Source organism: Companilactobacillus sp. y65-5 (assembly GCF_057541095.1).
In genome coordinates, this window is sequence record NZ_BAAJOA010000002.1 from 170,131 (window position 1) to 194,518 (window position 24,388).

The window sequence follows — 24,388 nt, forward strand, 5'->3', positions numbered from 1 at the left end:
CTAACTTATTAAATCGTCCATATCCACGATATTGGATAGTTTTGCGGTTGATTTACAGTAGTCACAGAATCCACAACGCTTAGGCTCAACCAGACCCTTTTTAACTTTTTCAATATGATCTTGTAATTCATATAATTGGTTTTCGGCTTCAATCATTCGATATTCTGAAATTGATACGATAGCTTTACCTGGTATCTTTTCTTTTGATACGGCCACGATATAAGGCTCACACATGACTCCGAACGTTTGATAGATAAGCTGTTGATATACATACATTTGAAGTTGATAATTCCAATGTGATATGAATGACTCCCACTCACGATCTTTAGCATTCCAATATCTCTTATGAATGTCTTGAGTAGTCTTTAAATCAATGAAGTAGCCTCTATCTAGGTTCAAACAATCAATTTTACCTTTCCAAGGAACACCATCAATTTGACCTGTTACGATTGTTTCTTTGGTTCCTTGGTATAAATCTTTAAAGTTCTCGTCTGTATCAAGTGTCCGAATCATTTCATCAGCTTGCGTATAAGCAGCAAGCATTTTGTTGGTTAAAACTTGACCATTTACATCTAAACCGGCTGCTTTGTCCGCTTTAGTAGCTCTCTTTTTGCCAAAAATTTCCCATTTATTTTCTTCAATGAACTTCTGATGTGCTTCAGGACTCTCAAAGTAACTATGCAAGTAGTTACCCATCAATAAAGCCTCATGAAAGTCAGGCTTCCAAGTCCCATTAATTTCTGCCATCGTTTCAGCTTCGCAAGCTATAAATTTTTTGAAAAACGTTGGTGATTGAAATACTTTGTCCGTTTCAGTGTCGTAGTAATTACTCTCCGTCAAATAGGCCTGTTTGTCCGTCTGCCTCTGTTTGTTCTGGTTGCTTTTCTGTTTCAGCATCGTCGTCTATACCCCCATTCTTGATTTCCTCATAAGCCTTCTTAGCCTCATCAGCACTAATACTTTTACTTGTTTTAGGTAATTCATCTTGTGGAATCGGTTGAGGTTTAGGAGTCACATCTTTGATGGGCTTCTTAACTTTAACGGTTTTCTTTGCTGGCTCTTTAGCAGGTTCCTTAACTGGCTCATGAGCTTCCTGCTTACTGCCCGTTAACTCGTTGATATTTGTAGCTGGTGTAGGTTGTTGAGGTACTTTATTAACGGCCTTTGGTGTTTCATCCTCTACCTCTTTATCGTCTTCGGTTTGCATTGCTCCTAAGTCATTAGGAAATGCCTCACGCAAAGCATTAACAATCGCTGTTTTACGGATCATTGTTGCTGGCATTGAAGCCCATGTTGATGATGGATGGCCGTTTTTCATTTTTTGAAACTCGCTTAGTGATATTTCCACTCTTGTAGGAATCTTTCTATCCTTCCGGTATATTTCTGCCCATCCACCTAATAAAGTTTCATCAGGTAGAATAAATGCTCCTTCTGTGTATCGTGGATCAATGCTATCTACATTCGTAGCAATACAGCCGGCCTTAAGCCCATCAAAATTTGGATTTGCCTCTGCACGCTTCATAAATGCTTCTTTGGATACGATAATTTGAGCTGGGCTACTACCAAACTTGATAATGTACGCGTCTTTAGTGAATGGATTTAGCTTTTGATACTTGCAAAGAGATAGAAACATCATTGTTTCTTGTTGAGTAATTCTTGAGTTTCCATTTGCTAGAAAGCTTTGAACCATGTTAGCCGTCAATCTTATCGGCTCACCATTAACCTTATAAGTAACTTCCATTTTTTCATTGTTTTTTTGGACTTCATTTGTCATTTCTAGTATTCCTCCGATAAATCTTCTTTAATTAGTTCATCTTCATTGTTTTCAAGGTACGAATATTTATTAATTTCACCATCTTCATCAGATAGCCAATTATCATAATTAAAATCATCCATTTCAAAAACCTCTTAACGTGATATAATTTAGGTATAAAAATTTTTTGTAAATATCTCGACCTGCTATTTGATGGATAGCAGGTCTTTTTTTATGACCTCAGGAGTCCAATCAGTATACGTATCGGTCACGTAATTCTTAGTTGAAAAATGAATTGATAATATCTTTAAGAATTTCATGCTGCTTTCTCACCCACCTTTCGTTAACATCGAAAAGCTCAAGCACGCCACCGAAAGTTGCGATCAAGTAGCCAATTATGAGTGAGACCCCAATTACTATTAGATAACTCATCTTGAAACCAGCTCACTAAAGCGGAATGTGTAGCTAATCCGCGGTGAATAATCATCGTCATAATTCAATTCAGTAGTAATTCCCATATCTTCTAATTTATCTAAATCACTGTTAGAAATTGGAATCATGTAAGATTTTTGAATTGAACGATATCCCTGACGGATAGCCAATTTAATTTCTAGTGGCAACTTAGATAGCTCACGTTGCTGACGGCCTAGAATACTTTCTTGTCTGCATTCTTCTCTGAACGCTTCTGGATCAATTAGTTCAAACATATTTGAATCCTCCTTAAATTTTTGCTTTTGTAAAAACTCTTTTATGCCGAATGACGAAATCCTTAAACTCTCCTGCAACAAACTTATATGGAACTCCCGGCTTATTAGGAAAATAAACACATCCACCATTATTAATATCTAAATCTTTGCGGTAATGATTCAATAAAGGAATCAACTTGTTATACGACTTGATACCGGTTATTTCGTGTGCCCAAGGTCTTAACTTAATCTCTTTATCTTCCGTAACCTTTTGCAGGTGTTCCTTTTCCCATTGCTGCTTAGGAATTAATACATAATTTTCAATCCCATTTCCTGCATCCATTGAGATAGTTTTAGGCTCTTGCATATTCTTCACTCCTTTCCAATAAAGCTGTGATAACTGGAATATTTAAACTCTTAAGTACTCCCGTACCCGCTAGAATCATCTTCAAGCCTGTATCAATCATCTCTAGGGCATTTGGCCCAACAAACTTTAAATCTGGTTTTGGCAAGATCAGTTGTCCTATTAAATCTAATATCGCCGTGTCACTTTCAGTGTCTTCTCGCTGAGCACCTAGCAGCATTGACAAGTTATCTTCGTTAGTTTTGCGCAGTGTATTTAAATACTGACTCGGCAATCTCAGCTCATAACATAGAAGTGCAAGTATGAAACGATCATCGCTATACTCTGAATTAGCTATAATCCATAAGTATTTGTCATCAACAAAATTTTTAGTGAACCATTCTTGTGCAGATTGTGGTTTGACATCACATAGAATTGCTATTTTTCTTTGACTTATATTTTTTCGATAACGTAAATCCTCAAGCTCTCTAAAAATATTTACATTGTTCAATTTCTATCACCTCCTTATGGACCTTTCATTTATAATTAATTTGAAAGGTGGTGAAATATATGACACGCGTTTATGCTAATTTGCTTGGTGTGTGGACTGACTTAAGTAGTGACCCAGATTGCGTTATTGGAAACAACCGTCAGAACCCTTCTACTTGGTGGGAAGAGGGCGCCGACATGTGGTATCCAAGAGCTCAAACCGATGAAAACACTTTGTATCAATAGCCTTATGTAATGCTCTCCTACAAAGGAACTACTTATCGTGTTTTCCCTTCGCAAATTCAGATTTTGGGAGAATGATATTTGCTTTTAAAATTCTGAATGTTTCATCTTTGTCGTCAAGAGTATTCTTGGCGGCTTTTTTTGAATAGATATAATCAATTTGATCTTTTATCTGTATCCAATCCCTGAATGCAAGCCCCTGAGTGATTTCTGCAATTTGTTTCAATTTGTCTTTGTTCATAAATCTCACCTCCTTAAACTGTCAAAAATATCTAACTTTGACAGGCTGTATTTTTATATAATTTAATTAAAATTATTAGTTAAATATTTTATTTAACTTTTTGGCATAAAAAAATATCCAGTGGTAAACCTAACGCATTAGCTGCTTTAATTGCAATTTCTAAAGTTAAACGATTTTTTTCATTTTCTAAGTTCCAAATTTGCTGAGATGTTTTAAATCCCATCTTTTTAGCTAGTGCAACTTGTGTCATGCCAGCATTTTTTCTTTCTTTTCTAAGAATTTCATAGGCATCAGGTGCCAGTTTAAAGTTTGACAATATTATTTACTTCCTTTCTTGTTAAATATTTTGTTTAACTTTATGAATATATAATAACTAAATATTTTATTTAAGTCAATAGTTTTTGTTAAATATTTTATTTAAAATACTAAACATTTTATTTAACAACAGTATACTGTGAGTATAGGAGCTGATAACTGTGAGTGAATTTTCTAAAAGACTGGTCAATCTAAGAGAAAGCCATGATTGGAGTAAGACGTACGTGGCTAATCACATAGGACTAAAAAACATGCAGACTTATGCTAATTGGGAGTATGGGAAGTCGGAACCTGATCAAGACTCTACCATTAGACTTGCTAACCTCTTTAATGTCACTGTCGATTATCTTTACGGACGTAATCAGACTCCCGAATGGGCAACACAAAAAGATACCCTTGAGCTTAGAAATTTCATCGATGAAAATTCTGAAGGTGGAATGACTTTTGATGGTGAAGACCTTACTAGAGAAGAAAAAGAAAAGGTTGAGATTGCCATGACTCAAATTTTTTGGGATAAACTAAAGAAAATTCGTATGAGGGAAGCGAAAGAAAATGGGGAAAACAAGCGACTTAAATAAACTTGTCTTTGCCATTGGAAAACGCTACGGTACTTTTGACCCGTTCGTTTGGGCAGACAAGTTAAATTTAGATATTCAATGGAAAGAACTGTTACCAAAGCCATTGGCAAAAACGGTCTATTTTTTTGATGAGCCAGTAATAATGATGTCAAATAATATCAAATATTCAAATCAACGTTATTTTGTTTTGGCACATGAAATTGGACATGTTCTTGAACATAAAGGCTTAGCAGCCTACTACATATCAAATAAAGTACATGAACGCAGAACTGAACGTGAAGCGGATGCATTTGCTGTGGCAGTCGTAACTAATCTCTATATAGAAGAGAACGGCCATTTACCTGATACTTATAAAGATTTAAGATACAATTATGGATTACCATTTTTAGGAAACTAATTTTTGTCCAGATACGGACGACATTAAAAGCTGATTAATATGTTATAGGGAGATATTTATGATGAAGAAAAGAAGTGTGGTTTTAGGACTAGTAACGATTTTACTAGCTACAACAGCAGTAGGGTGCTCAAGTGGAAGTTCAACAAGTAGTTCTAACAATTCAAACTCATCAGCCAAAAAGGAAGCTGGAATTACGATGGACCAATTTAACAAGATTAATCTTGACGAAAATAATGGTACATCTCTTGATGATTTAAAAAAGGAATTAGGGAAACCTTCCTCCACATCAACAAGCACTGTTCAAACACAAACAGTTGACTTAAATACTTGGTCAAAAGGTTTAGGTAATTCATTAGCCGTTGGATTCTCAAATGGGCATGCTATTAGCAAACATATTAACGGACTAAAAGTAAATAGAAAAAATAAAATTACATTAGATAGTTTTGGTAAAGTACAAAACGGACAATCTGAAGATGATGTTAAAAAAACGCTCGGTGATCCAAATGGTATTAACACATCTACAATTGCAGGTACTACAGTTACGATTCTTACCTATACATCAGGCCTTAAAGGTAGTCTCGGTTCAAACGCTACCGTTACCATTACAAACGGTGCTGTAAGTGGTGAAAGTCAATCAGGCTTGGAATAATGATGACAAATATTAAGCCTTAATTGGCTTTTTATTTTTAACATCAAGAGAACATATGTGCCCCTATAAGGCTTATATTTGATAACAAAATGTAAGTTTATATACTATAAATTTAAAGGAAGTATCAGTTATGGCATCAATTAAAAAACAAGATACCGGCAATTGGCAAGCTAGAGTTTCATATAAAAATCCGGCTGGTAAAAATAAAACAAAATCACTATCTTTCAAAACAAAAAATGAAGCGGTTGAATGGTCTCGAAAGATTGAAATTGAAAAAAGTACAACTGATCTATCTAAATTAAATACCGGTTTCTACGATTACTATATGTGGTGGATAAAAACATACCGAATATTGAACATTACTCATGACGGTGTATTAAGATACAAACGATATGGAAAAGTTATAAAAGATCACTTTGGTGATATTCTACTAACTGACATAACTAAACCGATGTATCAGGAATTTCTGAATAAGTATGGTCAAGATTACTCAAAGGAAACTGTGTCACGTCTAAATTCGTATATTAGAGCTATGTGCTTAGATGCAATCGATGAGCAGATAATACATACAGACTTCACTAGAAAAGCAAAAATAACTTATGGAAAGGAAGCCAAAGAGCCAGATGCAAAGTTCTTAGAACTTGATGACTTTGAAAAGTTGATGAACTACTCTATCGCCCGTTATTCGTTCTCAAACACTTCCCCACTTATTATATTTTTCATTTGCCAGACTGGTGCTCGTTATGAAGAAGCTAGTGGCCTATCTTGGGAGGACATCAATTTTAAAGATAACCTTATAAGCTTCCGAAAAGCCTATAAGATAAATCCTCGTGAGCTTGGTCCACTTAAAAATAATTCATCATATCGAACAATCGCTATTAGTCCGAAATTAACCAGCTTGTTGCAGCAGCTTAAAGACGTTCAAGAAGCATATTACAAAGCTAATAAGAAAGAAAATGTGCATAACTTTGTATTTAGAAATCAGCGATTAGAAAATCCTAGCAATAAATCAGTTAATGAAATGCTGACAGATATGCTCAACGAAATTAAAGCTAAGAAACAAGTATCTGTTCATGATCTACGGCATACCCATGTTTCTTATTTAATCGCCAACGGATATGACATTGTGTTTATATCTCATCGGATCGGTCATGCTGATCCAGCTACTACGTTAAAAATATATTCTCACTTGATGAGTGCATTAAATGATAAAGAGAATAGCCAACTTCGTACCCTATTTGATAAGTAGGGTACATTTTTTGTGCCTATTTTGAGTCAACAGCCGTACGTGCAAAGAACCTATTAAACCAGCATTTTCGAGGTACTATTTTGCACGGGTACTTTTTTAGATCATCAAAAATTAGGCAAGATGCAAACCAAATGCAAATGGCTTTGCATTTATATGAAATTCTGATATTTTTGAGAAAATGAAAAGGGCCCCTAAATACTGTTATACCAGTACCTAGAGACCTTTTATGATTATTCTTGAAACTCTGTGAAACGCTCGATAAGCCGTCTATCGGACTTGAACCGACGACCCCCACCTTACCATGGTGATGCTCTACCTAACTGAGCTAAGACGGCAATTTCATCTACTATTCTACCAAATGTACAATAGAGATGAAATATATAAATTAAAATGCTTCGATTATTTCAGCAACTCCTGTTGCAAAGAAGAAGAATGCTAATAAGAAAACAATAACTCCTCCAGCAAGGACTGGGTTGAATAACAATACGATCGCAAAAACTAAGTTAAGCAGTGCTAAAATAACAATTAATAAATAATACTTCTTACCAAAAAAATGATAAAAACGAGAAGTTATCAGTTGGAATATTGCATCTAACAAAAACCAAATCGCGAACATATAAACAATCGTCATCACGCCGACTTTTAAGTTGGCGATAAAAATAATACCAATAATAATATTTAATATAGATGAAAGAATCGTCCAGCCACTACGAACTCCTAAGAACTTGGTCATTTGTGAGCCAAACCACAACTGATAAACTCCACGTAGGATAACAAAGACTCCAAAAATCGTTGCCACGGTCGATAGACTATTCAGCGGGTACCACAACACTAAATAACCTGCATAAAGCGAAATCAACCCAATAATAAAACCAAACCAATCAAAACGTCGTTTGGAATAATTCATACACATACTCCCTCTCACACTTATCTATACTACATATTTTAACATTATTGGTCCTCAAACTTTAATCAAATGCGTTATAATGTTAATATAATAAATAATATTTTTTAGTTGAAACGAAAGGTCAAAATATTGTCTCCTAACAAAGAAAATTATCTTAAGACTATCTACGAACTGAACTATGACTTCACTAAAATCACTAATAAGCGTATCGCAGAAATCATGAATGTCAGTGCACCATCCGTAACCGAAATGCTGAACTCTCTAGCCTCAGAGGGCTACTTGACGCATTCTCCTTACAACAAGATCACTCTTACACCTAAGGGTAATCACGTATCAGAAAAACTAGTCAAAACTCATCGACTATGGGAAGTGTTCCTCAATCAATGTCTCAATTACCCAGTTGACAACGTTCACAATCACGCTGATGCTTTGGAGCATTCGTCAGATAAGGACTTGATGGATCATCTGAACGACTTCCTCGGTCATCCTCAACGTTGCCCACACGGTGGTATCATCCCCGGCAACGGTCAGGGTGAGACTGACGCTGACGACAAGCTCTTGAGTATGATTCCTGATGGTGATACCGTCCAAATCGTCCGCATCTCTGACAACTACGATTTCCTACAGTACTTCAGTAGTCTAAATATGAAGATCGACGATATCATTAAGATCATCAAACATGAAAAATTCGATAACTCACTAGTCGTCGAAAAGAAAGACGGTTCAAAATTGACCATTGGCGCAAAAGCCATTGATTACATTTTCGTCGAAGAACGCTAAAAGGCAACCATCACGGTTGCCTTTTTATATTGCCCTTTTATTTGATAACTTCGTGAAAAAATGCTTTTTCATCAGTATTACAGGCGATCGCCACTTTATCCCGAACGTTCAATTCAAAATTATGCGTCCGAATATTCTCATCATCACCATAGCTATGAAATTCGTGTGCGATCTTATGATCGGTCAAAAATTGATCCATCCTGACACCTTGATCATGTAAAAAATCACGATTGGCTGTCACGATCGATAATGGAGGAACTGTCTCATCAATATAGTTTTCTGGTGACAATTCTGACTGCATCTTGCGTTGTACCTCGGTCGTGAAGTAAGCAGACATACCTCCACTCATATGTCCACTGTGATCTAAGAAATAAGCACCGCAGTTCATCAATACGCCAACGATATTCAGTTCTGGTTTTTGGAATCCAAATAAGGAACGATACTTGTCCTGTGTATAGGCAGTGATGTATTGAAATGCCAAGGTACCACCAGCACTGTCACCGATCAAAATCACCTTGTCTAAATCCAAATTATATCTAGCACCGTTAGTAGCGACCCAATGAATCACCGCGTCGGTATCGATCAACGCACCAGGAAAAGCCGTTTTTGGAGCTAAACGGTAATTGAAATTCACAAAGGCAAAACCTTGTTGGGCCCAATAAATCCCGTAAGCCTGATACGTCTCCTTGGTCCCATAAAAGAAGCCGCCACCGTGACAACTAATAATGACTGGAACCTTGCCCTGAACATTTTTAGGAACGTAGACATCTAAGAGATTTTCATCACCATATGGCCCATAACTTAAATCGTCATATCTAATGACATCCTCTGGAGCAGTTGGCAAACCTGAATCACGAAGATCATCATTGTGCTTCCATTCAGCACTGATCTTTTGTATCTCCGCTAAAACATCCTCAGACATTATTCCGCATCTTCTTTTTTCTTATCGAACAATTCATTCATGGCTTCTAGTGCCGTACCACCATAGACATAAGCTGGTCCGCCACTCATAACTAAGGCTGTGTTGACAGTTTCTACGATCTCTTCCTTAGTTGCACCAGCTTCGATAGCGTTATTCAAATGGTCTAGGATACATCCCTCACATCGGATAGAAATAGCAACACACAAGCTCATCAATTCTTTTGCTTTGTGTGACAATGCCCCGTCCTTTAGTGCAGAAGCGTGCAAGCTCATGAAGTCCTTACCGGGTTCGCCTGATAAATTAGTAATTAATCCATAATTTGTATGAATAGAATCTAATCTCTCACTGTATTTTGACAATCTTCTTACCTCCATTTTTTGGTACTAATTTATGATACCGCTTACCAAAAAATAAATAAAATAAAAACAGCTTAGTGAAATTCACTAAGCTGCTGCTTCTTTACTTTTGGCTTTATCTAATTCTGAAATCTTAGTATAGAACGCTGCCAATGTTAATTGTTCGTATGGATGTAGCCAGATCGACAAAATCTCATGTGTCATCAGATTGAGGATTTCCCAGAGGAAGAACTCGATACAGATGAACAACAGCGTCGTCTTGTGACCACGGATCACACGTGCACTCTTACTAAAACTTGAAAATGCCATTCCGAGCGACCACTTATTGGTCTTATCGACGTCGTCCTTGAAAACATAAAAACTCTGACTAAACATCAGGAAGAACCAGATACCTGGAATCAAGTAAAAGGCTAGACCTGCTTCAACAAAAATCCCTAACAGAGCTGCAATGAAGAGCACTGGGAAGAAGTACTTGTTACTGAAGACTTGTAAACTATCTCTAAAAGCATTGAGATCATACTCCGGATTGCGCATTTTATCGACCAACGCATAGCCTACACCTGCACAGATCAAAACGAAGAAGAACAAGAAAGCATAGACGACGACATTACTGCCTGGAGTCAAACTCAGAGTATACTTAGCTGCCAAACCGGGATCAGTCGCTATCTCTTGCGTGATCTCGGATAGTCGCTTGCTAGCTTGTTCAGGATTACCCATACTTACACCTAATTGTGCCAGCCACGAATTATAGATTTGTGTTCCGAAGTACATTGCTACTAAACGCATCAAAATAGGAAAAATATTTAATGCGATACTACCTTTGATATCCTTGAAAAATGTCTTGTGTGCCATCCTTCTAATTTCTAAGGAGGTAACACGATTATTATTATTCATTCCAATCCCTCACAGTAACGAATATTATAACATATCACTAGTGAGTTTTTACTCGTTACTACCTACGTCGATCGAACCATTTGTAGTCTGGACCTTCAGTAGATTTTCAGCATCAGGATCGTTTTGGTAATTCTTACCTTCACTTTGGCCGTAGTAAGTAACTTGACCGTTGACGGTCGAGAGATCTAAGCCTTCAGTATCAACAGATTTAGTTGAGAAACTACCATTCTTTATATCGAAGAAATTCTTCCCTCGCAGAGTGGAATTATTGATTTCTGAATGACCGATTTTGGTTTTCATATTCAGATTCTCAATGACCCCTTTTTCAAAATACATCTCCATATTGATAGCATCAACTGTCGAATTCTTGATCGTTGATTCTACAAAGCTGAAATTCATATCATCGGAATCTTTTAAATCTAAGTTACTGATTTCAGACTGCTGGAATTCAATATAGCTAGAATCGATCTGATTAACTTTGGCATTCTTTATTTCACAGTTTCTGAAGAGTATCGAGCCATCGGCACCATTGGCTAATCGTAAATGATTGATTTTTAGACCGTCAAAATTGGCACCTAATCTGTTCATGTACATGTCTAGATTGTCGATCGTCGCACCTGCAGGAACAGTAACTGTGATGCTCGGATTGTTGGCTGATCCTACGATATCACTGTACTTGTCATAATTAGGGTTAGAGATGTGCAAAGTCCCATCAGAAACATAATACTTGCTGTCACGTAATCCATCACCGACTACGTGTACCTTATATCTATCACCAGTTTCGATATTGACCGTATAAGTATTGCTGTCTATTTTGATACTGTCAAACTTGTCAACACTCTCAGTCTTATCTACTCGCTTAGAAATTTTGAATCCATGATCCCAGAGAACTGTTTTTTCTGCTCCCATCGCAAAACCGCCACCGAGTAGAAGGAGCCCGATGATGATCAGATAAAATCCCGTTACAAAATACTTACGCATTATTCTTGTCCCCCTTTACTAGGTATATTTCTACCATGTAGGAGTTTTTTACCGACCCAACGGAAGAAAACAACGATAACTTGGAAGAACCACTTGAACAACGCAATGATAACTGGAATCAGGAAGAAGTCTATCCCTAAGATGATCAATCCTGCTCCGACATAGAATAGCATCGTAGCTAATGATTGGGTAACGACTGCCAATCCCATAAAAATAGCTCCGACACCTATGATAACTGACAGTGCTACTAAGAACACAAAGGTTAACACTGCAAGAATTGCCACACCAACTGCACAGGCTAACAATAAGATCAGTATCAGGGCTACGGGAATAGCGACTGGTGTCGCAAACAGTCCTAGGATGATCAGCCAAATCATCCGAACATTTCTCTTAGCTTTTTGTTCAGTGGGAATGTTACCGTCGTCAACACTCTGATAGTCTTCTTCAGACATCTTTATCGAATAATCAGTTAGTACCTTTCTAGCCAAATGCTTGGGTGTACCCAATTCATTGATGATCTTATCTGATGTATTCAAGTCAGCGTCTATAATGAATTCCCGATAAAATTCAATGACATCTTTTCGTTCATCGTCACCAAGTTGTACTAGATAAACTTCTAACTCGTTGATATACGAATCAACAGCTTTACTCTCCATCATTACCCTCCAATATGGCATCTGTTGCGTGCCTTAATTCTTGCCAATCTTCACGTATCCGTATCAATTCACTCATACCGAGATCAGTAATCTTATAGTAACGTCTATTTCTACCCTCATAAGCCTGATCATACGTCTCAAGCCAGCCTTCTTTCTTCAACCTTCTAAGAATCGGATACATCGTCGATTCAGAAATAGGAAAGAACTTCTGCACCTCACGCGTTATTGCGTATCCGTAATAATCTTCTCTAGTCAATAAGGCGAGGACGGATCCTTCAAGAATCTCAGTTGATGCTTGAATAGCCATATTATCTCCTCATTTCTTAATATTATACGATTCACCAATACTATACGATGTATAATATCATTACATCAATAATATAGTCGAAACAATAGTATCTGTCAATTGATTTACTCAAATTACTCCTTGACAAGTTATAAATTTGGCTATATCATTGTTTCAACATTTAAACACGTACAAAAACGACGACAGAAGAGTAATTCGTTAAGTTGGTTCAGAGAGTTGACGCTGGTGCGAGTCAATCCACTTGATGAATGAAACACATCTGTAAGTTGAATAGTTGAAATTTAAGTAAGCTATTTCGGTAGTTCCGTTACCACTGAAGTTATGTAATAACTTTATGAGTCTGATACCGTGAGGTATTAGAAATTAGAGGTGGAACCGCGATGATCGCCCTCTTAGTCTTCGGACTGAGAGGGCTTTTTTATTACATAACTTCCTGAGGTTAGTATCGTGAGATATTAACAAATCAGAGGTGGAACCACGATACGTCGTCCTCTTAGCAATATTTGCTAAGAGGATTTTTTTGTAGGCTGAATTAAGGGGGAATTGATTATGAATTATGTTTTTGAAATATTACCATCACTATTAAGCGGTACTGTAATGACATTGAAGATATTCTTTTGGACTTTGATTTGTTCATTACCACTAGGGATCCTCGTTTCGTTAGGTAGGAACTCTAAGTTCAAACCACTAAGTTGGTTGATCTCATTTTATATTTGGGTAATGCGTGGTACGCCATTACTATTGCAATTGATCTTCGTATTCTATGGCCTACCAAACTTGCCATTCGCACATATAGTTTTTGAAAGATATGACGCCGCACTCTTTGCCTTCATCTTGAACTACACGGCTTACTTCGCCGAGATCTTCCGCGGTGGATTCGGAGCTATCAGTGATGGTCAATTCGAAGGAGCCAAGGTCTTAGGATTGAGTTATTTCCAAACCATCCGTAAAATCGTCGTCCCACAAGTTGTCAAAATTGTTTTACCTTCGATCGGTAACGAAGTTATCAACTTGGTCAAGGATTCATCATTAGTTTACGTAATTGGTTTGGGTGACCTACTCAGAGCTGGTAATATCGCCAGTTCCCGTGACGTAACTTTAGTTCCACTAGTCTTAGTAGGTGTCATTTACTTGCTACTAACATTGATCTGTACTTGGGTCTTGAGACTACTCGAAAAACGTTTCAGTTATTATAGAGACTAAACTTGGAGGAAAAACATATGCTTACACTTAAAAATATTACTAAGAGTTTTGATGGAAAAACAATTTTGGATAACCTCAATTTAGAAGTTAAAGATAATTCGATCCTCAGTATCGTTGGACCTTCCGGTGCTGGTAAAACAACCTTGCTTCGTTGTATCGCCGGTCTTGAAACTGTCGATTCAGGTTCTTTCTTGCTGAATGACAAACCCTTCGATCCTGCTGACGAGTCATCTAAAGAACGTGTTGTAGGCGTAGTCTTCCAAGACTTCAATCTCTTCCCTCACTTATCCGTCCTCGAAAATATCACACTTGCTCCCATGATGGTGCTAAAACAAAACAAAGAAACCGCTAATCAAAACGCTCAAACGATTCTCGAACAACTAGAATTGACCGATTTGGCTAAACAATATCCATTCGAACTATCTGGTGGTCAAAAACAACGTGTCGCCATTGCTCGTGCTCTAGCCATGCAACCAAAGATTCTCTGCTACGATGAACCGACATCAGCGCTCGATCCAAGCCTTCGTGATGCTGTGGCAGAAGTGATTTTAAACTTGAAAAAAACTGGCATCACACAAATCGTCATTACCCATGATCCAGAATTTGCGAAAAAAATTGCTGATCAACTGCTGGAAGTTAAACCAATTGCCAATAAATAATTAGAGGGGGGTCAATATTATGAAGAAAAAAATCATTAAACTTGTTACGCTTTTGGCCTGTTTCATTATGGTATTGAGTTTGAGTGGTTGTGGGGACAAAAAATCCGTTGCTCAAGAAGCTAACACTAGTGACACCTGGGCACACATCAAAAAACGTGGCCGTGTTATCATCGGACTGGACGATACTTTCGTGCCGATGGGATTCCGTGAAAAAAACGGTAAACTAGTCGGCTACGATATTGACCTAGCCAAAGCTGTCTTCAAACAATACGGTATCAAAGCTGACTTTCAACCGATCGACTGGAATATGAAAGAAACTGAACTACGTAATCGTACTATCGATCTCATCTGGAATGGATACACGATTACCCCAGAACGTGAAAAGCAAATCGCCTTCTCACGTCCATACATGGCTAATCGACAAGTGTTAGTAACTAAGAAGAACGAGGGTATCACTAGTTTTGCTGGCATGAAAGGTAAAACACTTGGAGTTCAAACCAGTTCCTCTGGTGCCAGTTTGCTGGATGAACACCCCGCTATGCTGAAGAATTATATCAAGGATAAGACTCCTGTTATGTATGATTCTTTCAACAATGCCTTCATGGATCTAGAAGCTGGTAGAATTCAAGGAATGCTGATCGACAGTGTTTACTCTGGATACTACATTCAACACGAAAAAGATCCTGATTCATATCAAACTACTGTCGGTGGTTTTGATGGTGAAGACTTCGCCGTTGGTATGCGTAAAGGTGACAAGACTTTGAAGAGAAAGATCGATTCTGCCTTGCAAGAATTAACCAATGATGGAGAAATGCAAAAAATAAATCAAAAATGGTTCGGTACAAACGACAACTCGTTGATCAAACCTGAAAAATAATAAAACCAAAGCAAATTTGCTTTGGTTTTTTTGTTGTATTACAGTTTTGTAATACCAGCTAACGTTTATGCAAGGTCTATTTACTTCGACCTACCTATCCTAGATAATACTTTGAGATATAACACTGGATATAGAGACGGAGAATCGCATGCATAAACTAAATTATAATCGTGAAGCGTTCAAAATAATTCTAATGTTACTGATGGTTTTGGATCACATACCTTACTTCATTTCCCCTTACCTTGCCGACACCTTTCACTTATTAACACGCGTAGTAGCAGTCGGTTTTGGCTATTTAGTGGTTGAGGGCTTACGATACACGCACAGTAAGAAGCACTACCTCCTACGTCTAGGTGGTTGGGGTGTTTTTATGGCCCTAGGTAATTTCTTGATGAATCAATTTTTGAAATCTGAATATCAAATGTCGATCCTTGGCGATAATATTTTCATCACCCTTGCATTGGGTGCTGCGATTGTTGCTCTTTGGAATTCAGCTGATCGACGTAATCATTTATTCTCATTGATACTATTAGTTATTGGATGCATCCCTATAATAGAAGGAAGTTATCTATTATTACCCTTTATGTTCATCACTAACTTAACTTTTGACAATGTTAAACACCGTGATTTGGCCTATCTAGGATTGGCAGCTGTCTTCGCATTATTAGAAGTACCGTCCAGCCTTTCTATCGTGGACTTGAGCAATTGGTTAGAAGTTTTTGATGGTATAGCTATGAATGCCAGTAGTATGTTTTTCATTTTGATCATCCCCATGCTTCACTTATACAATGGAAAGCAAGGCTCTAGCTCACGACAATTAAAGTATTTATTTTACATTTTCTATCCCGCTCATTTATGGATCATTCATTTATTAGCGAATTATCTGAATTAAGCATCAAAAAAGGTAGCGAACATCGCTACCTTTTTATTTGTCTTCTTTTATCTTCCATAGAGGTTCGACGTTATTACCGTCATCTCCCGGTTTGAATTTAGCGATATGATCATCGTAATTATCTATCTTGTAATTCAACAAATCACGAACCTTTTGAAGATGTTCAATCTTGTTATCTAGTTCCTCACGTTGATCGTAGAGGACTTGTTTCTGTGCGTCGGCGACATCTTCTTTTCCTCGTATCTGCGCTAAGTGTGCAAACTCGATCAATAATTCAATTGATAATCCTGCCGAACGGAGGTTTTTAACCAAATAGATCCAATTCAGATCAGCAATCGTATAATCACGGTAACCACTGGAATTACGATTAACCGGAGGAATCACACCTACACGTTCGTAGTAACGCAGAGTGTCAGTTGAAAGTTCAAATTTTTCGGCGGCTTGCTTAATATTCATTAATGTTATCTCCTTGCATATGTTCTTGGTCACAACGCATATTTTAGACCTTGGAGCTGGCTTCATGGCAAGGATATTTTATTTAATTAAATTATTTTGCTTCAAGTATTTTGTAATATTCGTAGTTTCATTGGCACGGAAACCAGTTTGTAATTTTGCACCAGTACCTTCAGCCATTTTCTTTAGATACGGTGTACTTTCGCTTATCGAGCTACTCATACTAGTCGTGAAAGGTATGACTGTCTTATTCTTCAAATCATATGTTTCAAAAAATGTATTAATAAACATTGGTGGTCGATGATACCATGTGGGAAAACCAATGAAAATCGTATCATAATCTGCGATATTGATATTATTAGTGATCTTTGGTCGAGCATTCGTGTCGATTTCACGTTTAGTTATTTCAACTAATTTATTATAGTTTGATGGATAATTAGATGATATTTTCATTTCCACTAGATCTGCGCCAGTTTGTTTCTGAATCTCTTTTGCAGCAGTACGAGTTGTTCCTGAGTTAGAGTAATAAAGAATCAAAGACTTGTTATTGCTAGTTTGCTCTATTACATCCGATAAACGTGTATTGCTTTTTTTGCTACTTGATATTTCTGATTGACTATTATTATGATTCATAAAATAATACCCTCCGCCTATTATAATTAAAAGTACGATGATGATCGTCGCTAAAGTACCTTTTCTCATTGACCTCACCTCAATATTTTTTAAGTTTATTTCAACAAAACAAATAATAAACCTTGGAGTTTACTTCATGGCAAGGATGTTTTTCAAAAAAGTTTTACTTAAAATTAAAGATATAATAATAGTGGTTCTTTATTACACCAAGCGACATACTTGGATAAAAAGCCCCTTGCTACTACACAAGGGGCTTTTTTTATATTTGTAATTTTTTTCGTAAAGCATCGGCTAAAATCTCAGAGAAGTTTAAATGTCGGGCTTCCGCTTCTTGTGCTAAATCTGCTGGCAATGAAGTGTTTTTTCTAATATAAGGTGCGTGCGAATGTATTCTAGCGTCTTCTAAGTCGGCACTAACCATATTTACTATAACATCGGGATTATCTTTTCTGAGCTGTTCTAAATCTGATACTTCAGGTAAATCATCAATATCAAATAACGATAATCCAAGAACCTCAGATGCGCGGTCGATCGAAGAAGCCATTCCAGTACCGAAAGTTAATGCTGAGGGAACGTCTGGAAATGATACGCTATACACCTGGTTATTATTGTCTGTATCATCAAAAATAGCGGGGTATGCTACAAGTCTTTTTTTCATATATAAAACTACCGTATTAATAATGCATGGCGCAAACAGGCTTATTTTAAGCCCGCTTGTTTTAAGATTGAATTATAGGTTTTGTCTGGTAAACTATCTTTTAATTTTGAGTATGGAACTGAAACATAATTACCATTTAAATCTTTAAATCTGTGGTGATCGCCTCTCACACGAGTTTCAACGAAACCATTGCGCTTGAGCAATTGAAGCACTTCTTTTGCTGTATGTTCCATGCATTATTAACTCCTTTCTACTCTTATTATAATACGCATTCAATGCGCAGAAGTCAATGTTTTTTTTTGTTATTTAATTGCTTCAGTTTTTTGCTTTATCAGCTCTGATAATTCTTTTAAATCATCAAGGGTGGCTTTATTATTTATGAACCCACGTGCTGAAGATCGAGCGTTTAAATATCTTTGTTTATCTCTATTTTTTTCTGTCCAACGTTTGTTGGCTGCTATTTTAGCTGGAGTTGATGACATTATTTGTAACCTTCCTTTTTAGATGTTATAAAAAACTTATAATTAAAGATAGTATTGATAGTGTAAGCGAGAACACACATAATATAATAGTTGCTTTTTCTTTGTTTTTTATCATGACGTGACATAGTATACTAGGGTTACACACAAGGGATTTTGCCCTTGACTGTTTTAGAATAAGCTTCTTAAAAAAGATAGAATTGCAATTATCGAAGTAATGATTGATAGTCTGAACGCGATAGTTACACGTCTTTTGTTTAAGGCTTGTTCTTTTCTTTTGACCCTAGACCCGATGCCGTCCACCTCCTTTCTGTTCTTTACTACAATAATAAGTATGCATCTCGAGAAGGTATATTCAACAAATTAAGGGTAAAAAAATATTTAAATAAACTCAACACTATCAATTATGATAGCGCTTTCATATGGGGTAAAAAACAAGCCATTTAGACCCTCAAACCAGCTGTCAAAAAGAGTGTCAATAGCATTCGTTGCTAAACCGATTATAGACATAGCTTGTAGTTTATTCTTGATGTGATTATCAACCCGTATAGATGAACTAAAAGTTACATCGGAGGTTACCTTTTGTATAGTGGGAGCCTCTTTGTTGTGCTCTTTGTTTACTTTCTTTAAATCGGCTGTTGTCATTCTATCAACGGCCGCTGCTTCTTTTAACAAAACTGGTAAAACACCGGCTACTTGCAATCTTGGAGCATGATATTCATTGATAACCGTTTCCTGCATGTATTTAACGAATCCTTCAGCGCCCTGCAACGATCTTTCTTGGATTTGTAATACTATGATTGCCCAATCAGCAGCATATAGTGCGGAGTCTGTAATCAAGCCAATAGTTGGTGGTAAGTCTAATATTATGAAATCATATCTTTCTTTTAAAGGTTCGATCAACTCATTTAAATATTGAACACGATCAATGTAATTTGTGTACTTTTTTTCCATGAATCTTGGGAAGTATGAAAAATCGACGCTTGACGGTATGAAATCAATATTTTTATCCAATTTTACAACCGCTAAAGTAATATCATCTTTATCTATTGATTTCATCAATGTGAGATTAAATGGAACAACTTTGTCTGTTACATTTTGTTTGATTTTAAAGTAAAGATCCGTGGCGTTTCCTTGCGGATCTAAATCAATTAATAAGGCTCTTTTATCTAGTTTTGCTAACACAATTCCCAGCATTGCAGCGGTACTTGTTTTACCAGTGCCACCTTTAAAGTTACCAGATACAATTATTTTAGCCTCCTGCTGATTTTTTTAAATAAGGGGTAGAAGTAACTTAATCTTTTCGCAATAAAAAAGTTAGTGTAAAGTGAATATCAGAAAACATTTTAGACAAAGAGGTTAGCTTATGCAGTTATTTTTCTCTTTCTTCGTGATTTTGGTTGCAGTAGCGGTTAGTAATCTACTAGCACGATTAGTGCCCAAAATTTCTGGAACATATATCAATGTATTGGTCGGAATTATAATTGCTTGGATTCCCTATACTAATCATTTGATCTTATCCTTAAACAGCGACGTCTTCATGCTGTTGATCTTAGCGCCATTATTATTTTTCGAAGCACAGCATACGCCAATGCTGATGGTGGGAAAACGGATAAAGAGTATTTTAGGAACGGCCGGCTTTTTAGCTATCATCTCAGCTGCTATTGCCACGATTATTTTACATAATTTGTTTGCTCTAACGTTACCGATGTCGCTGATAATCATTGCTATCTGTACACCGACTGACGCCACAGCCTTAGACTCAGTTATTAGTGGACGTGTTTTCCCACGTTCGACCAAGACTACTCTTTCAATGGAATCTCTCTTTAACGATGCGGCTGGACTGATCTTATTGCAGGCCGCCTTGTTGTGGCAACAAACTCATCAGTTAGGGCTGCTACAAAACTTCGGTAAATTACTTTGGTCAGCTGGTGGTGGTGCCATTCTCGGTGCTCTACTGGCAACATTATTTGCATTGTCACGACAATACATCGTTCACAGTAGTGCAAATGTGGTTTCATCACAAAATCTTCTATATATATTAACTCCACTAGCAATATACCTGATTGCTGAAGCCGTGGAAGTCTCTGGTATTATCGCCGTCGTTACCGCAGGCTTGATTCACAATAGTGAGGCTAGTCGAACACGCTTTGCGGCACCCCGACAAATGCATTTTGGGATTCAGATCATTAATTTTATGGACGAAATTCTAAATGGCTTAGTTTTTGTCATATTAGGATTGAATCTGGAACGTATTTTTGTAAACAATTATTCTCAAGCAACCGAATCATTTACCTGGTTATTGATCGGGATCGTTGCCTATCTCAGCCTATTTGTCTGCCGCTGGGGATACGCACGACTATTTGTAGGCGATCGTACCAGTCGTACTGCTACGTTGTTTGCCCTCGGTGGTGTTCACGGGACGGTTACCTTAGCCATGACTTTTTCATTGATTGGAAATCATTTGAGTTCAAATACTTTCACACAGATAATCTTAGTCGAAACAGTCGTTATCATTTTGAGCATGTTGACTCCAACTTTCATCTTCCATTGGTGGTTACCGGTGGATCTAGACGAACAAAATCGCGACCAACAACTGAAAAATTTACGGCATGATATGGTTTTGGTAGGGATCCAAACAGTTCAAAACATGTCACTGACTGAAGACGTCAAAAATCTAGTTATTTACGACATAAAAGATCAAGATCAACACAACGGCATGGGTTCCTTCGTCAGACAGTGGACGAGTGCTTCCACTCAAAAGGACGTTATCACGGTGCTCAAGAGTGTAGAACAACGACGAGCCTTGATGCATGCCTTTGACGCAGAACGAAATTATCTCTATGATCTTGCGCAACGGCACGTTATTAATTCGGATGTGATTTATGATCTGTACAGTGAAATATTATTAGCTGAATCATTAGTCTTAGATCCACAAAGTCAGTTGATTTAAATTTCTCCATCAAAAAAAGACTGGAAATCCCAGTCTCTTTTGCTATACCATAGATTCTTCCCAAGAACCACGTGTATCAACGTGAGCCCTAGCAGCTAATTTTTCTAATTTTTGAATATCTGCATCTGACAATTGAATTTGCCCTGCCTTTTGTTCACTAGCAATGTATTTAGTTTTGGTTACACCGACAATTGGTGTCGTCCCTTTGGATAAGGCATATGCAGTTGCGACTTCTGCCACAGAAGCATTTTGCTCGTCACCGATTAACTTCATTGCCGTAGTGAGGTCTTCCAATTGTGAGAGGACGCCATTATATGTTTCTCCACGGCCACTACCTTCTGGCATGGGGTTTTGTGAATTATAACGACCTGATAAAGCTCCTTGTTCCAAAACCATATATGAGAAGAATTCAATATTATTTTTATGGCAATAGTCAATGATTCCTGCTTCTTCTGAAGAACGGTAAAGTAAGCTGTAATGATTTTGTACAGCTGAAAGTTTGATTCCAGCCGCATTGAGAATTTCTTGAACTCGCTTAATTTGTGCCAAATTATGATTTGAAACACCGACACGTTTAATCTTTCCGCTCTTAACTAAAGGAATTAGTTCTGGTGTCCATTTTTCTACATCAGCAGGATTATGAATCCAATAAATATCTAAGTAATCCGTATCCAAACGCTTCAAGCTACCTTCTAGCATTTTAGACATTTCATCTTGACCATCGCCTGCTAATTGTGGAGTGAATTTAGTCGATAGTTGATACTCTTTTCGATTGTATGGTTTGAGTAACTCTCCCAAAATTTGTTCAGAAGTTCCTTCCCCATAGACTGCCGCTGTATCCCAGAGATTCAATCCTGATTTCATCGCTTCTTCTACTACTGGTTGTAAATTCTTATCATCTAAGTGATTTCCAAAAACTTGATCTCCTCCGGCAGCACCGCTTCCCCAAGACCATGTTCCAATTGCTACGATAGGCTTTTTTATTTCTGACATTTATATATCTCCATTTATTTTTTTATGTACAGCAATAATAGTCTCGGTTGCAATCAATGTAAAATATCTATTTTGAATAGGCGGCTATTCATATAAGTTATGGATACATGCCATTGATTTTCTTTTGAGCAAAATCAATAAATTCTTGAGCCACTGATGAAAGTTGTCCGTTCTTACGCCAAATGAGCATATGCTGTGATTCTTGTAATGGTTCAAATGGTACGAACGATAATAATTTTGGATTATAAAAATATAGAACTCCATTAATACCTATATCATAATAATTATGATCATTTATCAAAGACACAATATTATTTTCTAAATTGCGCTCACCCACAAAATTTAAATCTTCTAAATTTAACCCCAGCCAAGAAGCAATTTGACTTTGAACAATACTACGTCTTGGGCCAAGAAGTTTCAGTCCGATTAAATCAGCGTCAACTATCACTTTCTTCTTTGCCAAGGGGCTTTTTGAGGACATTATAAGTCCCCATGTTTCAGTGATTGGAATTGTTTGAGCATAATATTTAGCTGCTTCAATTGGTTGTAAAACAATTCCCATGTCCAAATTACCACTATCAAGTTCCGATTTGATTGAATTACCATCTCCACTATAAATAGATAAATAAACATTTGGATGTTGTTCTTGAAACTCCGCTATCCAGTCATTAAATAAATGAGAAACATCGGTTTCCACGCAACCAATCCGTAGTTTTCCGCTGATATCCGCTAACTCTTGACGAGCATCTACTTTTGCGACTTCTAATTGTTCTAAAATCTTTTGTGCACTGCGCTCAAATTTGATTCCTGCAGGTGTTAGAACAATATTTCTATGACCGCGAATAAACAGCGGTGTCCCTATTTCCGCTTCCAAATCCATCAATTGGCGTGACAAAGTCGGTTGTGAAATATGTAGTTCATTAGCAGTTTTAGTAATATTTCCAATTCTGGCGAGCAAAACAAAGTATTTGAGAATTCTAGTTTCCATCAATTTTCCTCCATTACACGCTTCTAGATACATACAATTATATAATACGACATCAGATAACAAATAGAGGACCACTCAGAGGATAATAGCCGCACTACATCCATAACAAAAACGAATAATGAATCATTAAATATAAGCATTATACATTTCTACTACTTGGACTTATGATTTATATACAAATCAAACTCGAAGAGGGATACTTAATGTCTAAAATATTAATTATTGGTGCTCATGGTGCCACCGCTAGAATAGTAACTGAACGTTTGTTGAATGAAACGAATATCAACATTGTATTATTTTTACGCAACTCTGAACGTCTCAATCAATATCGTAATAATCAACGAGTTACAATCATTGAAGGTGACAACCTTGATACATCCGCTTTGATATCGGCGATGAAAGATGTTGATATCATTTACTCTAATGCCGGTGGTACAAATCTAGCTGACCAAACCAAGAGTATACTTACAGCTATGCAAAAAGCTCAAAAAAATCGTCTCATCTTTATGAGCGCTCTCGGCGCACACCACGAGGTTCTTGGTAAATTTGGTGAATGGAATGAACAAGCAATCTCTGACTTTCTTCCCGGATTTAGAGAGTCTGCCACATTGCTTGAGAACTCAGACGTTAACTACACAGAACTACGTCCTGCTTGGTTGACCAACAATTCTGAAATCGACTATGAATTAACGATTGACGAGCCATTCAAGGGTACGGAAGTTTCACGTGCCAGCGTAGCTGACTTCATTCTGAATTTGATTGTGAAACCTGAAAAATATTCACGCACTAGTGTAGGCTTGAACAAACCAAATACTGATGGCGACCGCCCTAATTGGATAAAATAATTGTCATAA

General features: G+C 37.1%; 33 protein-coding genes, 1 tRNA gene and 1 other annotated feature. Of the genes, 11 read left to right on the forward strand and 23 right to left on the reverse strand.

Annotation, left to right across the window (positions count from 1 at the left end; all coding sequences use genetic code 11):
* From AC27FM_RS04855 to AC27FM_RS04885, 7 genes are all read right to left on the reverse strand, one after another.
* Complete coding sequence (locus AC27FM_RS04855; protein WP_487086360.1) at nt 1–897, reverse strand: PD-(D/E)XK nuclease-like domain-containing protein; 897 nt, start codon at nt 895–897, stop codon at nt 1–3.
* On the reverse strand, nt 827–1,774 hold the full coding sequence (gene bet, locus AC27FM_RS04860; RefSeq protein ID WP_487086362.1) for a phage recombination protein Bet: 948 nt from the start codon (nt 1,772–1,774) through the stop codon (nt 827–829). Before bet ends, AC27FM_RS04855 begins: the two co-directional genes overlap by 71 nt.
* A gap of 407 nt (nt 1,775–2,181) precedes the next feature.
* The gene (locus AC27FM_RS04865; RefSeq protein WP_487086363.1) at nt 2,182–2,460 is read right to left on the reverse strand and encodes a hypothetical protein; all 279 of its coding nucleotides are present in this window, start codon (nt 2,458–2,460) and stop codon (nt 2,182–2,184) included.
* A 13-nt stretch (nt 2,461–2,473) separates the two neighbouring features.
* Nucleotides 2,474–2,806 (reverse strand): DUF771 domain-containing protein, encoded by a 333-nt coding sequence (locus AC27FM_RS04870; RefSeq protein ID WP_487086364.1) that lies wholly within the window; start codon nt 2,804–2,806, stop codon nt 2,474–2,476.
* Nucleotides 2,793–3,293 (reverse strand): hypothetical protein, encoded by a 501-nt coding sequence (locus AC27FM_RS04875; RefSeq protein WP_487086366.1) that lies wholly within the window; start codon nt 3,291–3,293, stop codon nt 2,793–2,795. Before AC27FM_RS04875 ends, AC27FM_RS04870 begins: the two co-directional genes overlap by 14 nt.
* A 252-nt stretch (nt 3,294–3,545) precedes the next feature.
* Entirely contained in the window at nt 3,546–3,755 is a 210-nt protein-coding gene (locus AC27FM_RS04880; RefSeq protein ID WP_119325672.1) for a hypothetical protein, read from the reverse strand.
* Nucleotides 3,756–3,843: 88 nt separating this feature from the next.
* Nucleotides 3,844–4,071: a helix-turn-helix domain-containing protein gene (locus AC27FM_RS04885; protein ID WP_487086368.1), complete on the reverse strand. Its 228-nt coding sequence runs from the start codon at nt 4,069–4,071 to the stop codon at nt 3,844–3,846.
* Nucleotides 4,072–4,231: 160 nt separating this feature from the next.
* Between AC27FM_RS04885 and AC27FM_RS04890 the strand changes: the two genes are divergently transcribed.
* From AC27FM_RS04890 to AC27FM_RS04905, 4 genes are all read left to right on the forward strand, one after another.
* The gene (locus AC27FM_RS04890) at nt 4,232–4,648 is read left to right on the forward strand and encodes a helix-turn-helix domain-containing protein (RefSeq protein WP_487086370.1); all 417 of its coding nucleotides are present in this window, start codon (nt 4,232–4,234) and stop codon (nt 4,646–4,648) included.
* Complete coding sequence (locus AC27FM_RS04895; RefSeq protein ID WP_487086372.1) at nt 4,623–5,045, forward strand: ImmA/IrrE family metallo-endopeptidase; 423 nt, start codon at nt 4,623–4,625, stop codon at nt 5,043–5,045. Before AC27FM_RS04890 ends, AC27FM_RS04895 begins: the two co-directional genes overlap by 26 nt.
* A gap of 58 nt (nt 5,046–5,103) precedes the next feature.
* Entirely contained in the window at nt 5,104–5,694 is a 591-nt protein-coding gene (locus AC27FM_RS04900; RefSeq protein WP_487086374.1) for a DUF3862 domain-containing protein, read from the forward strand.
* Between the two features lie 130 nt (nt 5,695–5,824).
* The gene (locus AC27FM_RS04905) at nt 5,825–6,943 is read left to right on the forward strand and encodes a tyrosine-type recombinase/integrase (protein WP_025025261.1); all 1,119 of its coding nucleotides are present in this window, start codon (nt 5,825–5,827) and stop codon (nt 6,941–6,943) included.
* A 261-nt stretch (nt 6,944–7,204) separates the two neighbouring features.
* Here the strand turns inward: AC27FM_RS04905 and AC27FM_RS04910 are convergent.
* Both AC27FM_RS04910 and AC27FM_RS04915 read right to left on the reverse strand, forming a co-directional pair.
* A tRNA-Thr gene (locus AC27FM_RS04910) sits at nt 7,205–7,278 on the reverse strand.
* 50 nt (nt 7,279–7,328) lie between these two features.
* Nucleotides 7,329–7,850 carry a DUF308 domain-containing protein gene (locus AC27FM_RS04915; RefSeq protein ID WP_487086375.1) on the reverse strand — a complete coding sequence of 174 codons (522 nt, stop codon included), beginning with the start codon at nt 7,848–7,850 and terminating at the stop codon, nt 7,329–7,331.
* A 129-nt stretch (nt 7,851–7,979) separates the two neighbouring features.
* Here AC27FM_RS04915 and AC27FM_RS04920 point away from each other — a divergent pair, with 129 nt between their 5' ends.
* Nucleotides 7,980–8,630 (forward strand): metal-dependent transcriptional regulator, encoded by a 651-nt coding sequence (locus tag AC27FM_RS04920; protein ID WP_487086376.1) that lies wholly within the window; start codon nt 7,980–7,982, stop codon nt 8,628–8,630.
* A 37-nt stretch (nt 8,631–8,667) separates the two neighbouring features.
* Here the strand turns inward: AC27FM_RS04920 and AC27FM_RS04925 are convergent, their stop codons facing one another.
* The 6 genes from AC27FM_RS04925 to AC27FM_RS04950 all read right to left on the reverse strand — a co-directional run bounded on the left by AC27FM_RS04925 (nt 8,668) and on the right by AC27FM_RS04950 (nt 12,746).
* Nucleotides 8,668–9,552: an alpha/beta hydrolase gene (locus tag AC27FM_RS04925; protein ID WP_487086377.1), complete on the reverse strand. Its 885-nt coding sequence runs from the start codon at nt 9,550–9,552 to the stop codon at nt 8,668–8,670.
* Nucleotides 9,552–9,911 (reverse strand): carboxymuconolactone decarboxylase family protein, encoded by a 360-nt coding sequence (locus AC27FM_RS04930; RefSeq protein WP_487086379.1) that lies wholly within the window; start codon nt 9,909–9,911, stop codon nt 9,552–9,554. The genes AC27FM_RS04925 and AC27FM_RS04930 overlap by 1 nt, the downstream gene beginning before the upstream one ends.
* 84 nt (nt 9,912–9,995) lie before the next feature.
* A complete protein-coding gene (locus AC27FM_RS04935) occupies nt 9,996–10,802 on the reverse strand; it encodes a DUF975 family protein (RefSeq protein ID WP_487086381.1) in 807 nt (268 codons plus the stop codon).
* A 48-nt stretch (nt 10,803–10,850) separates the two neighbouring features.
* Nucleotides 10,851–11,783 carry a DUF4097 family beta strand repeat-containing protein gene (locus AC27FM_RS04940; RefSeq protein ID WP_487086383.1) on the reverse strand — a complete coding sequence of 311 codons (933 nt, stop codon included), beginning with the start codon at nt 11,781–11,783 and terminating at the stop codon, nt 10,851–10,853.
* Nucleotides 11,783–12,439 carry a DUF1700 domain-containing protein gene (locus tag AC27FM_RS04945; protein WP_487086384.1) on the reverse strand — a complete coding sequence of 219 codons (657 nt, stop codon included), beginning with the start codon at nt 12,437–12,439 and terminating at the stop codon, nt 11,783–11,785. The genes AC27FM_RS04940 and AC27FM_RS04945 overlap by 1 nt, the downstream gene beginning before the upstream one ends.
* Nucleotides 12,429–12,746 carry a PadR family transcriptional regulator gene (locus AC27FM_RS04950; protein WP_487086386.1) on the reverse strand — a complete coding sequence of 106 codons (318 nt, stop codon included), beginning with the start codon at nt 12,744–12,746 and terminating at the stop codon, nt 12,429–12,431. The genes AC27FM_RS04945 and AC27FM_RS04950 overlap by 11 nt, the downstream gene beginning before the upstream one ends.
* Nucleotides 12,747–12,916: 170 nt before the next feature.
* Nucleotides 12,917–13,141: a binding site (T-box leader), on the forward strand.
* 154 nt (nt 13,142–13,295) lie between these two features.
* On the opposite strand from AC27FM_RS04950, the gene AC27FM_RS04955 reads away from it, so the two are divergent.
* The 4 genes from AC27FM_RS04955 (at nt 13,296) to AC27FM_RS04970 (ending at nt 16,377) form a co-directional block, all read left to right on the forward strand.
* The gene (locus AC27FM_RS04955) at nt 13,296–13,949 is read left to right on the forward strand and encodes an amino acid ABC transporter permease (RefSeq protein ID WP_487086387.1); all 654 of its coding nucleotides are present in this window, start codon (nt 13,296–13,298) and stop codon (nt 13,947–13,949) included.
* 17 nt (nt 13,950–13,966) lie between these two features.
* Entirely contained in the window at nt 13,967–14,608 is a 642-nt protein-coding gene (locus AC27FM_RS04960; protein WP_487086388.1) for an amino acid ABC transporter ATP-binding protein, read from the forward strand.
* Between the two features lie 19 nt (nt 14,609–14,627).
* On the forward strand, nt 14,628–15,485 hold the full coding sequence (locus AC27FM_RS04965) for an amino acid ABC transporter substrate-binding protein (RefSeq protein ID WP_487086389.1): 858 nt from the start codon (nt 14,628–14,630) through the stop codon (nt 15,483–15,485).
* Nucleotides 15,486–15,633: 148 nt separating this feature from the next.
* Nucleotides 15,634–16,377 (forward strand): TraX family protein, encoded by a 744-nt coding sequence (locus AC27FM_RS04970; protein WP_487086391.1) that lies wholly within the window; start codon nt 15,634–15,636, stop codon nt 16,375–16,377.
* Between the two features lie 33 nt (nt 16,378–16,410).
* On the opposite strand, the gene AC27FM_RS04975 is transcribed toward AC27FM_RS04970, so the two are convergent.
* From AC27FM_RS04975 to AC27FM_RS05000, 6 genes are all read right to left on the reverse strand, one after another.
* The gene (locus AC27FM_RS04975; protein ID WP_487086393.1) at nt 16,411–16,833 is read right to left on the reverse strand and encodes a MerR family transcriptional regulator; all 423 of its coding nucleotides are present in this window, start codon (nt 16,831–16,833) and stop codon (nt 16,411–16,413) included.
* 78 nt (nt 16,834–16,911) lie between these two features.
* Nucleotides 16,912–17,463 carry a flavodoxin gene (locus AC27FM_RS04980; protein ID WP_487086394.1) on the reverse strand — a complete coding sequence of 184 codons (552 nt, stop codon included), beginning with the start codon at nt 17,461–17,463 and terminating at the stop codon, nt 16,912–16,914.
* 259 nt (nt 17,464–17,722) lie between these two features.
* Complete coding sequence (locus tag AC27FM_RS04985; protein WP_487086395.1) at nt 17,723–18,121, reverse strand: type II toxin-antitoxin system HicB family antitoxin; 399 nt, start codon at nt 18,119–18,121, stop codon at nt 17,723–17,725.
* A 41-nt stretch (nt 18,122–18,162) separates the two neighbouring features.
* Nucleotides 18,163–18,354, reverse strand: coding sequence for a type II toxin-antitoxin system HicA family toxin (locus AC27FM_RS04990; protein WP_487086396.1), 192 nt, complete (start codon nt 18,352–18,354; stop codon nt 18,163–18,165).
* A 69-nt stretch (nt 18,355–18,423) separates the two neighbouring features.
* Nucleotides 18,424–18,603, reverse strand: a complete 180-nt coding sequence (locus AC27FM_RS04995; protein ID WP_487086398.1) for a hypothetical protein — start codon at nt 18,601–18,603, stop codon at nt 18,424–18,426.
* A 378-nt stretch (nt 18,604–18,981) separates the two neighbouring features.
* Complete coding sequence (locus tag AC27FM_RS05000) at nt 18,982–19,851, reverse strand: AAA family ATPase (protein ID WP_487086877.1); 870 nt, start codon at nt 19,849–19,851, stop codon at nt 18,982–18,984.
* A 115-nt stretch (nt 19,852–19,966) separates the two neighbouring features.
* On the opposite strand from AC27FM_RS05000, the gene AC27FM_RS05005 reads away from it, so the two are divergent.
* Nucleotides 19,967–21,553: a cation:proton antiporter gene (locus tag AC27FM_RS05005; protein WP_487086400.1), complete on the forward strand. Its 1,587-nt coding sequence runs from the start codon at nt 19,967–19,969 to the stop codon at nt 21,551–21,553.
* Nucleotides 21,554–21,595: 42 nt separating this feature from the next.
* Here the strand turns inward: AC27FM_RS05005 and AC27FM_RS05010 are convergent, their stop codons facing one another.
* Together AC27FM_RS05010 and AC27FM_RS05015 are read right to left on the reverse strand one after the other, a co-directional pair.
* On the reverse strand, nt 21,596–22,546 hold the full coding sequence (locus tag AC27FM_RS05010) for an aldo/keto reductase (RefSeq protein WP_487086401.1): 951 nt from the start codon (nt 22,544–22,546) through the stop codon (nt 21,596–21,598).
* 97 nt (nt 22,547–22,643) lie between these two features.
* Nucleotides 22,644–23,534 (reverse strand): LysR family transcriptional regulator, encoded by an 891-nt coding sequence (locus tag AC27FM_RS05015; RefSeq protein WP_487086403.1) that lies wholly within the window; start codon nt 23,532–23,534, stop codon nt 22,644–22,646.
* A gap of 203 nt (nt 23,535–23,737) precedes the next feature.
* On the opposite strand from AC27FM_RS05015, the gene AC27FM_RS05020 reads away from it, so the two are divergent.
* Entirely contained in the window at nt 23,738–24,379 is a 642-nt protein-coding gene (locus tag AC27FM_RS05020; protein ID WP_487086404.1) for an NAD(P)H-binding protein, read from the forward strand.
* Nucleotides 24,380–24,388: the final 9 nt, after the last annotated feature.

What these genes read in the sequence shown, in the direction of transcription:
- AC27FM_RS04855 (WP_487086360.1), bottom strand. Translation starts at nt 897, where the DNA reads ATGCTGAAACAGAAAAGCAACCAGAACAAACAGAGGCAGACGGACAAA.
- bet (WP_487086362.1), bottom strand. Translation starts at nt 1,774, where the DNA reads ATGACAAATGAAGTCCAAAAAAACAATGAAAAAATGGAAGTTACTTAT.
- AC27FM_RS04865 (WP_487086363.1), bottom strand. Translation starts at nt 2,460, where the DNA reads ATGTTTGAACTAATTGATCCAGAAGCGTTCAGAGAAGAATGCAGACAA.
- AC27FM_RS04870 (WP_487086364.1), bottom strand. Translation starts at nt 2,806, where the DNA reads ATGCAAGAGCCTAAAACTATCTCAATGGATGCAGGAAATGGGATTGAA.
- AC27FM_RS04880 (WP_119325672.1), bottom strand. Translation starts at nt 3,755, where the DNA reads ATGAACAAAGACAAATTGAAACAAATTGCAGAAATCACTCAGGGGCTT.
- AC27FM_RS04895 (WP_487086372.1), top strand. Translation starts at nt 4,623, where the DNA reads ATGGGGAAAACAAGCGACTTAAATAAACTTGTCTTTGCCATTGGAAAA.
- AC27FM_RS04900 (WP_487086374.1), top strand. Translation starts at nt 5,104, where the DNA reads ATGATGAAGAAAAGAAGTGTGGTTTTAGGACTAGTAACGATTTTACTA.
- AC27FM_RS04905 (WP_025025261.1), top strand. Translation starts at nt 5,825, where the DNA reads ATGGCATCAATTAAAAAACAAGATACCGGCAATTGGCAAGCTAGAGTT.
- AC27FM_RS04915 (WP_487086375.1), bottom strand. Translation starts at nt 7,850, where the DNA reads ATGAATTATTCCAAACGACGTTTTGATTGGTTTGGTTTTATTATTGGG.
- AC27FM_RS04925 (WP_487086377.1), bottom strand. Translation starts at nt 9,552, where the DNA reads ATGTCTGAGGATGTTTTAGCGGAGATACAAAAGATCAGTGCTGAATGG.
- AC27FM_RS04935 (WP_487086381.1), bottom strand. Translation starts at nt 10,802, where the DNA reads ATGAATAATAATAATCGTGTTACCTCCTTAGAAATTAGAAGGATGGCA.
- AC27FM_RS04940 (WP_487086383.1), bottom strand. Translation starts at nt 11,783, where the DNA reads ATGCGTAAGTATTTTGTAACGGGATTTTATCTGATCATCATCGGGCTC.
- AC27FM_RS04945 (WP_487086384.1), bottom strand. Translation starts at nt 12,439, where the DNA reads ATGGAGAGTAAAGCTGTTGATTCGTATATCAACGAGTTAGAAGTTTAT.
- AC27FM_RS04950 (WP_487086386.1), bottom strand. Translation starts at nt 12,746, where the DNA reads ATGGCTATTCAAGCATCAACTGAGATTCTTGAAGGATCCGTCCTCGCC.
- AC27FM_RS04955 (WP_487086387.1), top strand. Translation starts at nt 13,296, where the DNA reads ATGAATTATGTTTTTGAAATATTACCATCACTATTAAGCGGTACTGTA.
- AC27FM_RS04960 (WP_487086388.1), top strand. Translation starts at nt 13,967, where the DNA reads ATGCTTACACTTAAAAATATTACTAAGAGTTTTGATGGAAAAACAATT.
- AC27FM_RS04965 (WP_487086389.1), top strand. Translation starts at nt 14,628, where the DNA reads ATGAAGAAAAAAATCATTAAACTTGTTACGCTTTTGGCCTGTTTCATT.
- AC27FM_RS04970 (WP_487086391.1), top strand. Translation starts at nt 15,634, where the DNA reads ATGCATAAACTAAATTATAATCGTGAAGCGTTCAAAATAATTCTAATG.
- AC27FM_RS04975 (WP_487086393.1), bottom strand. Translation starts at nt 16,833, where the DNA reads ATGAATATTAAGCAAGCCGCCGAAAAATTTGAACTTTCAACTGACACT.
- AC27FM_RS04980 (WP_487086394.1), bottom strand. Translation starts at nt 17,463, where the DNA reads ATGAATCATAATAATAGTCAATCAGAAATATCAAGTAGCAAAAAAAGC.
- AC27FM_RS04985 (WP_487086395.1), bottom strand. Translation starts at nt 18,121, where the DNA reads ATGAAAAAAAGACTTGTAGCATACCCCGCTATTTTTGATGATACAGAC.
- AC27FM_RS04990 (WP_487086396.1), bottom strand. Translation starts at nt 18,354, where the DNA reads ATGGAACATACAGCAAAAGAAGTGCTTCAATTGCTCAAGCGCAATGGT.
- AC27FM_RS04995 (WP_487086398.1), bottom strand. Translation starts at nt 18,603, where the DNA reads ATGTCATCAACTCCAGCTAAAATAGCAGCCAACAAACGTTGGACAGAA.
- AC27FM_RS05005 (WP_487086400.1), top strand. Translation starts at nt 19,967, where the DNA reads ATGCAGTTATTTTTCTCTTTCTTCGTGATTTTGGTTGCAGTAGCGGTT.
- AC27FM_RS05010 (WP_487086401.1), bottom strand. Translation starts at nt 22,546, where the DNA reads ATGTCAGAAATAAAAAAGCCTATCGTAGCAATTGGAACATGGTCTTGG.
- AC27FM_RS05015 (WP_487086403.1), bottom strand. Translation starts at nt 23,534, where the DNA reads ATGGAAACTAGAATTCTCAAATACTTTGTTTTGCTCGCCAGAATTGGA.
- AC27FM_RS05020 (WP_487086404.1), top strand. Translation starts at nt 23,738, where the DNA reads ATGTCTAAAATATTAATTATTGGTGCTCATGGTGCCACCGCTAGAATA.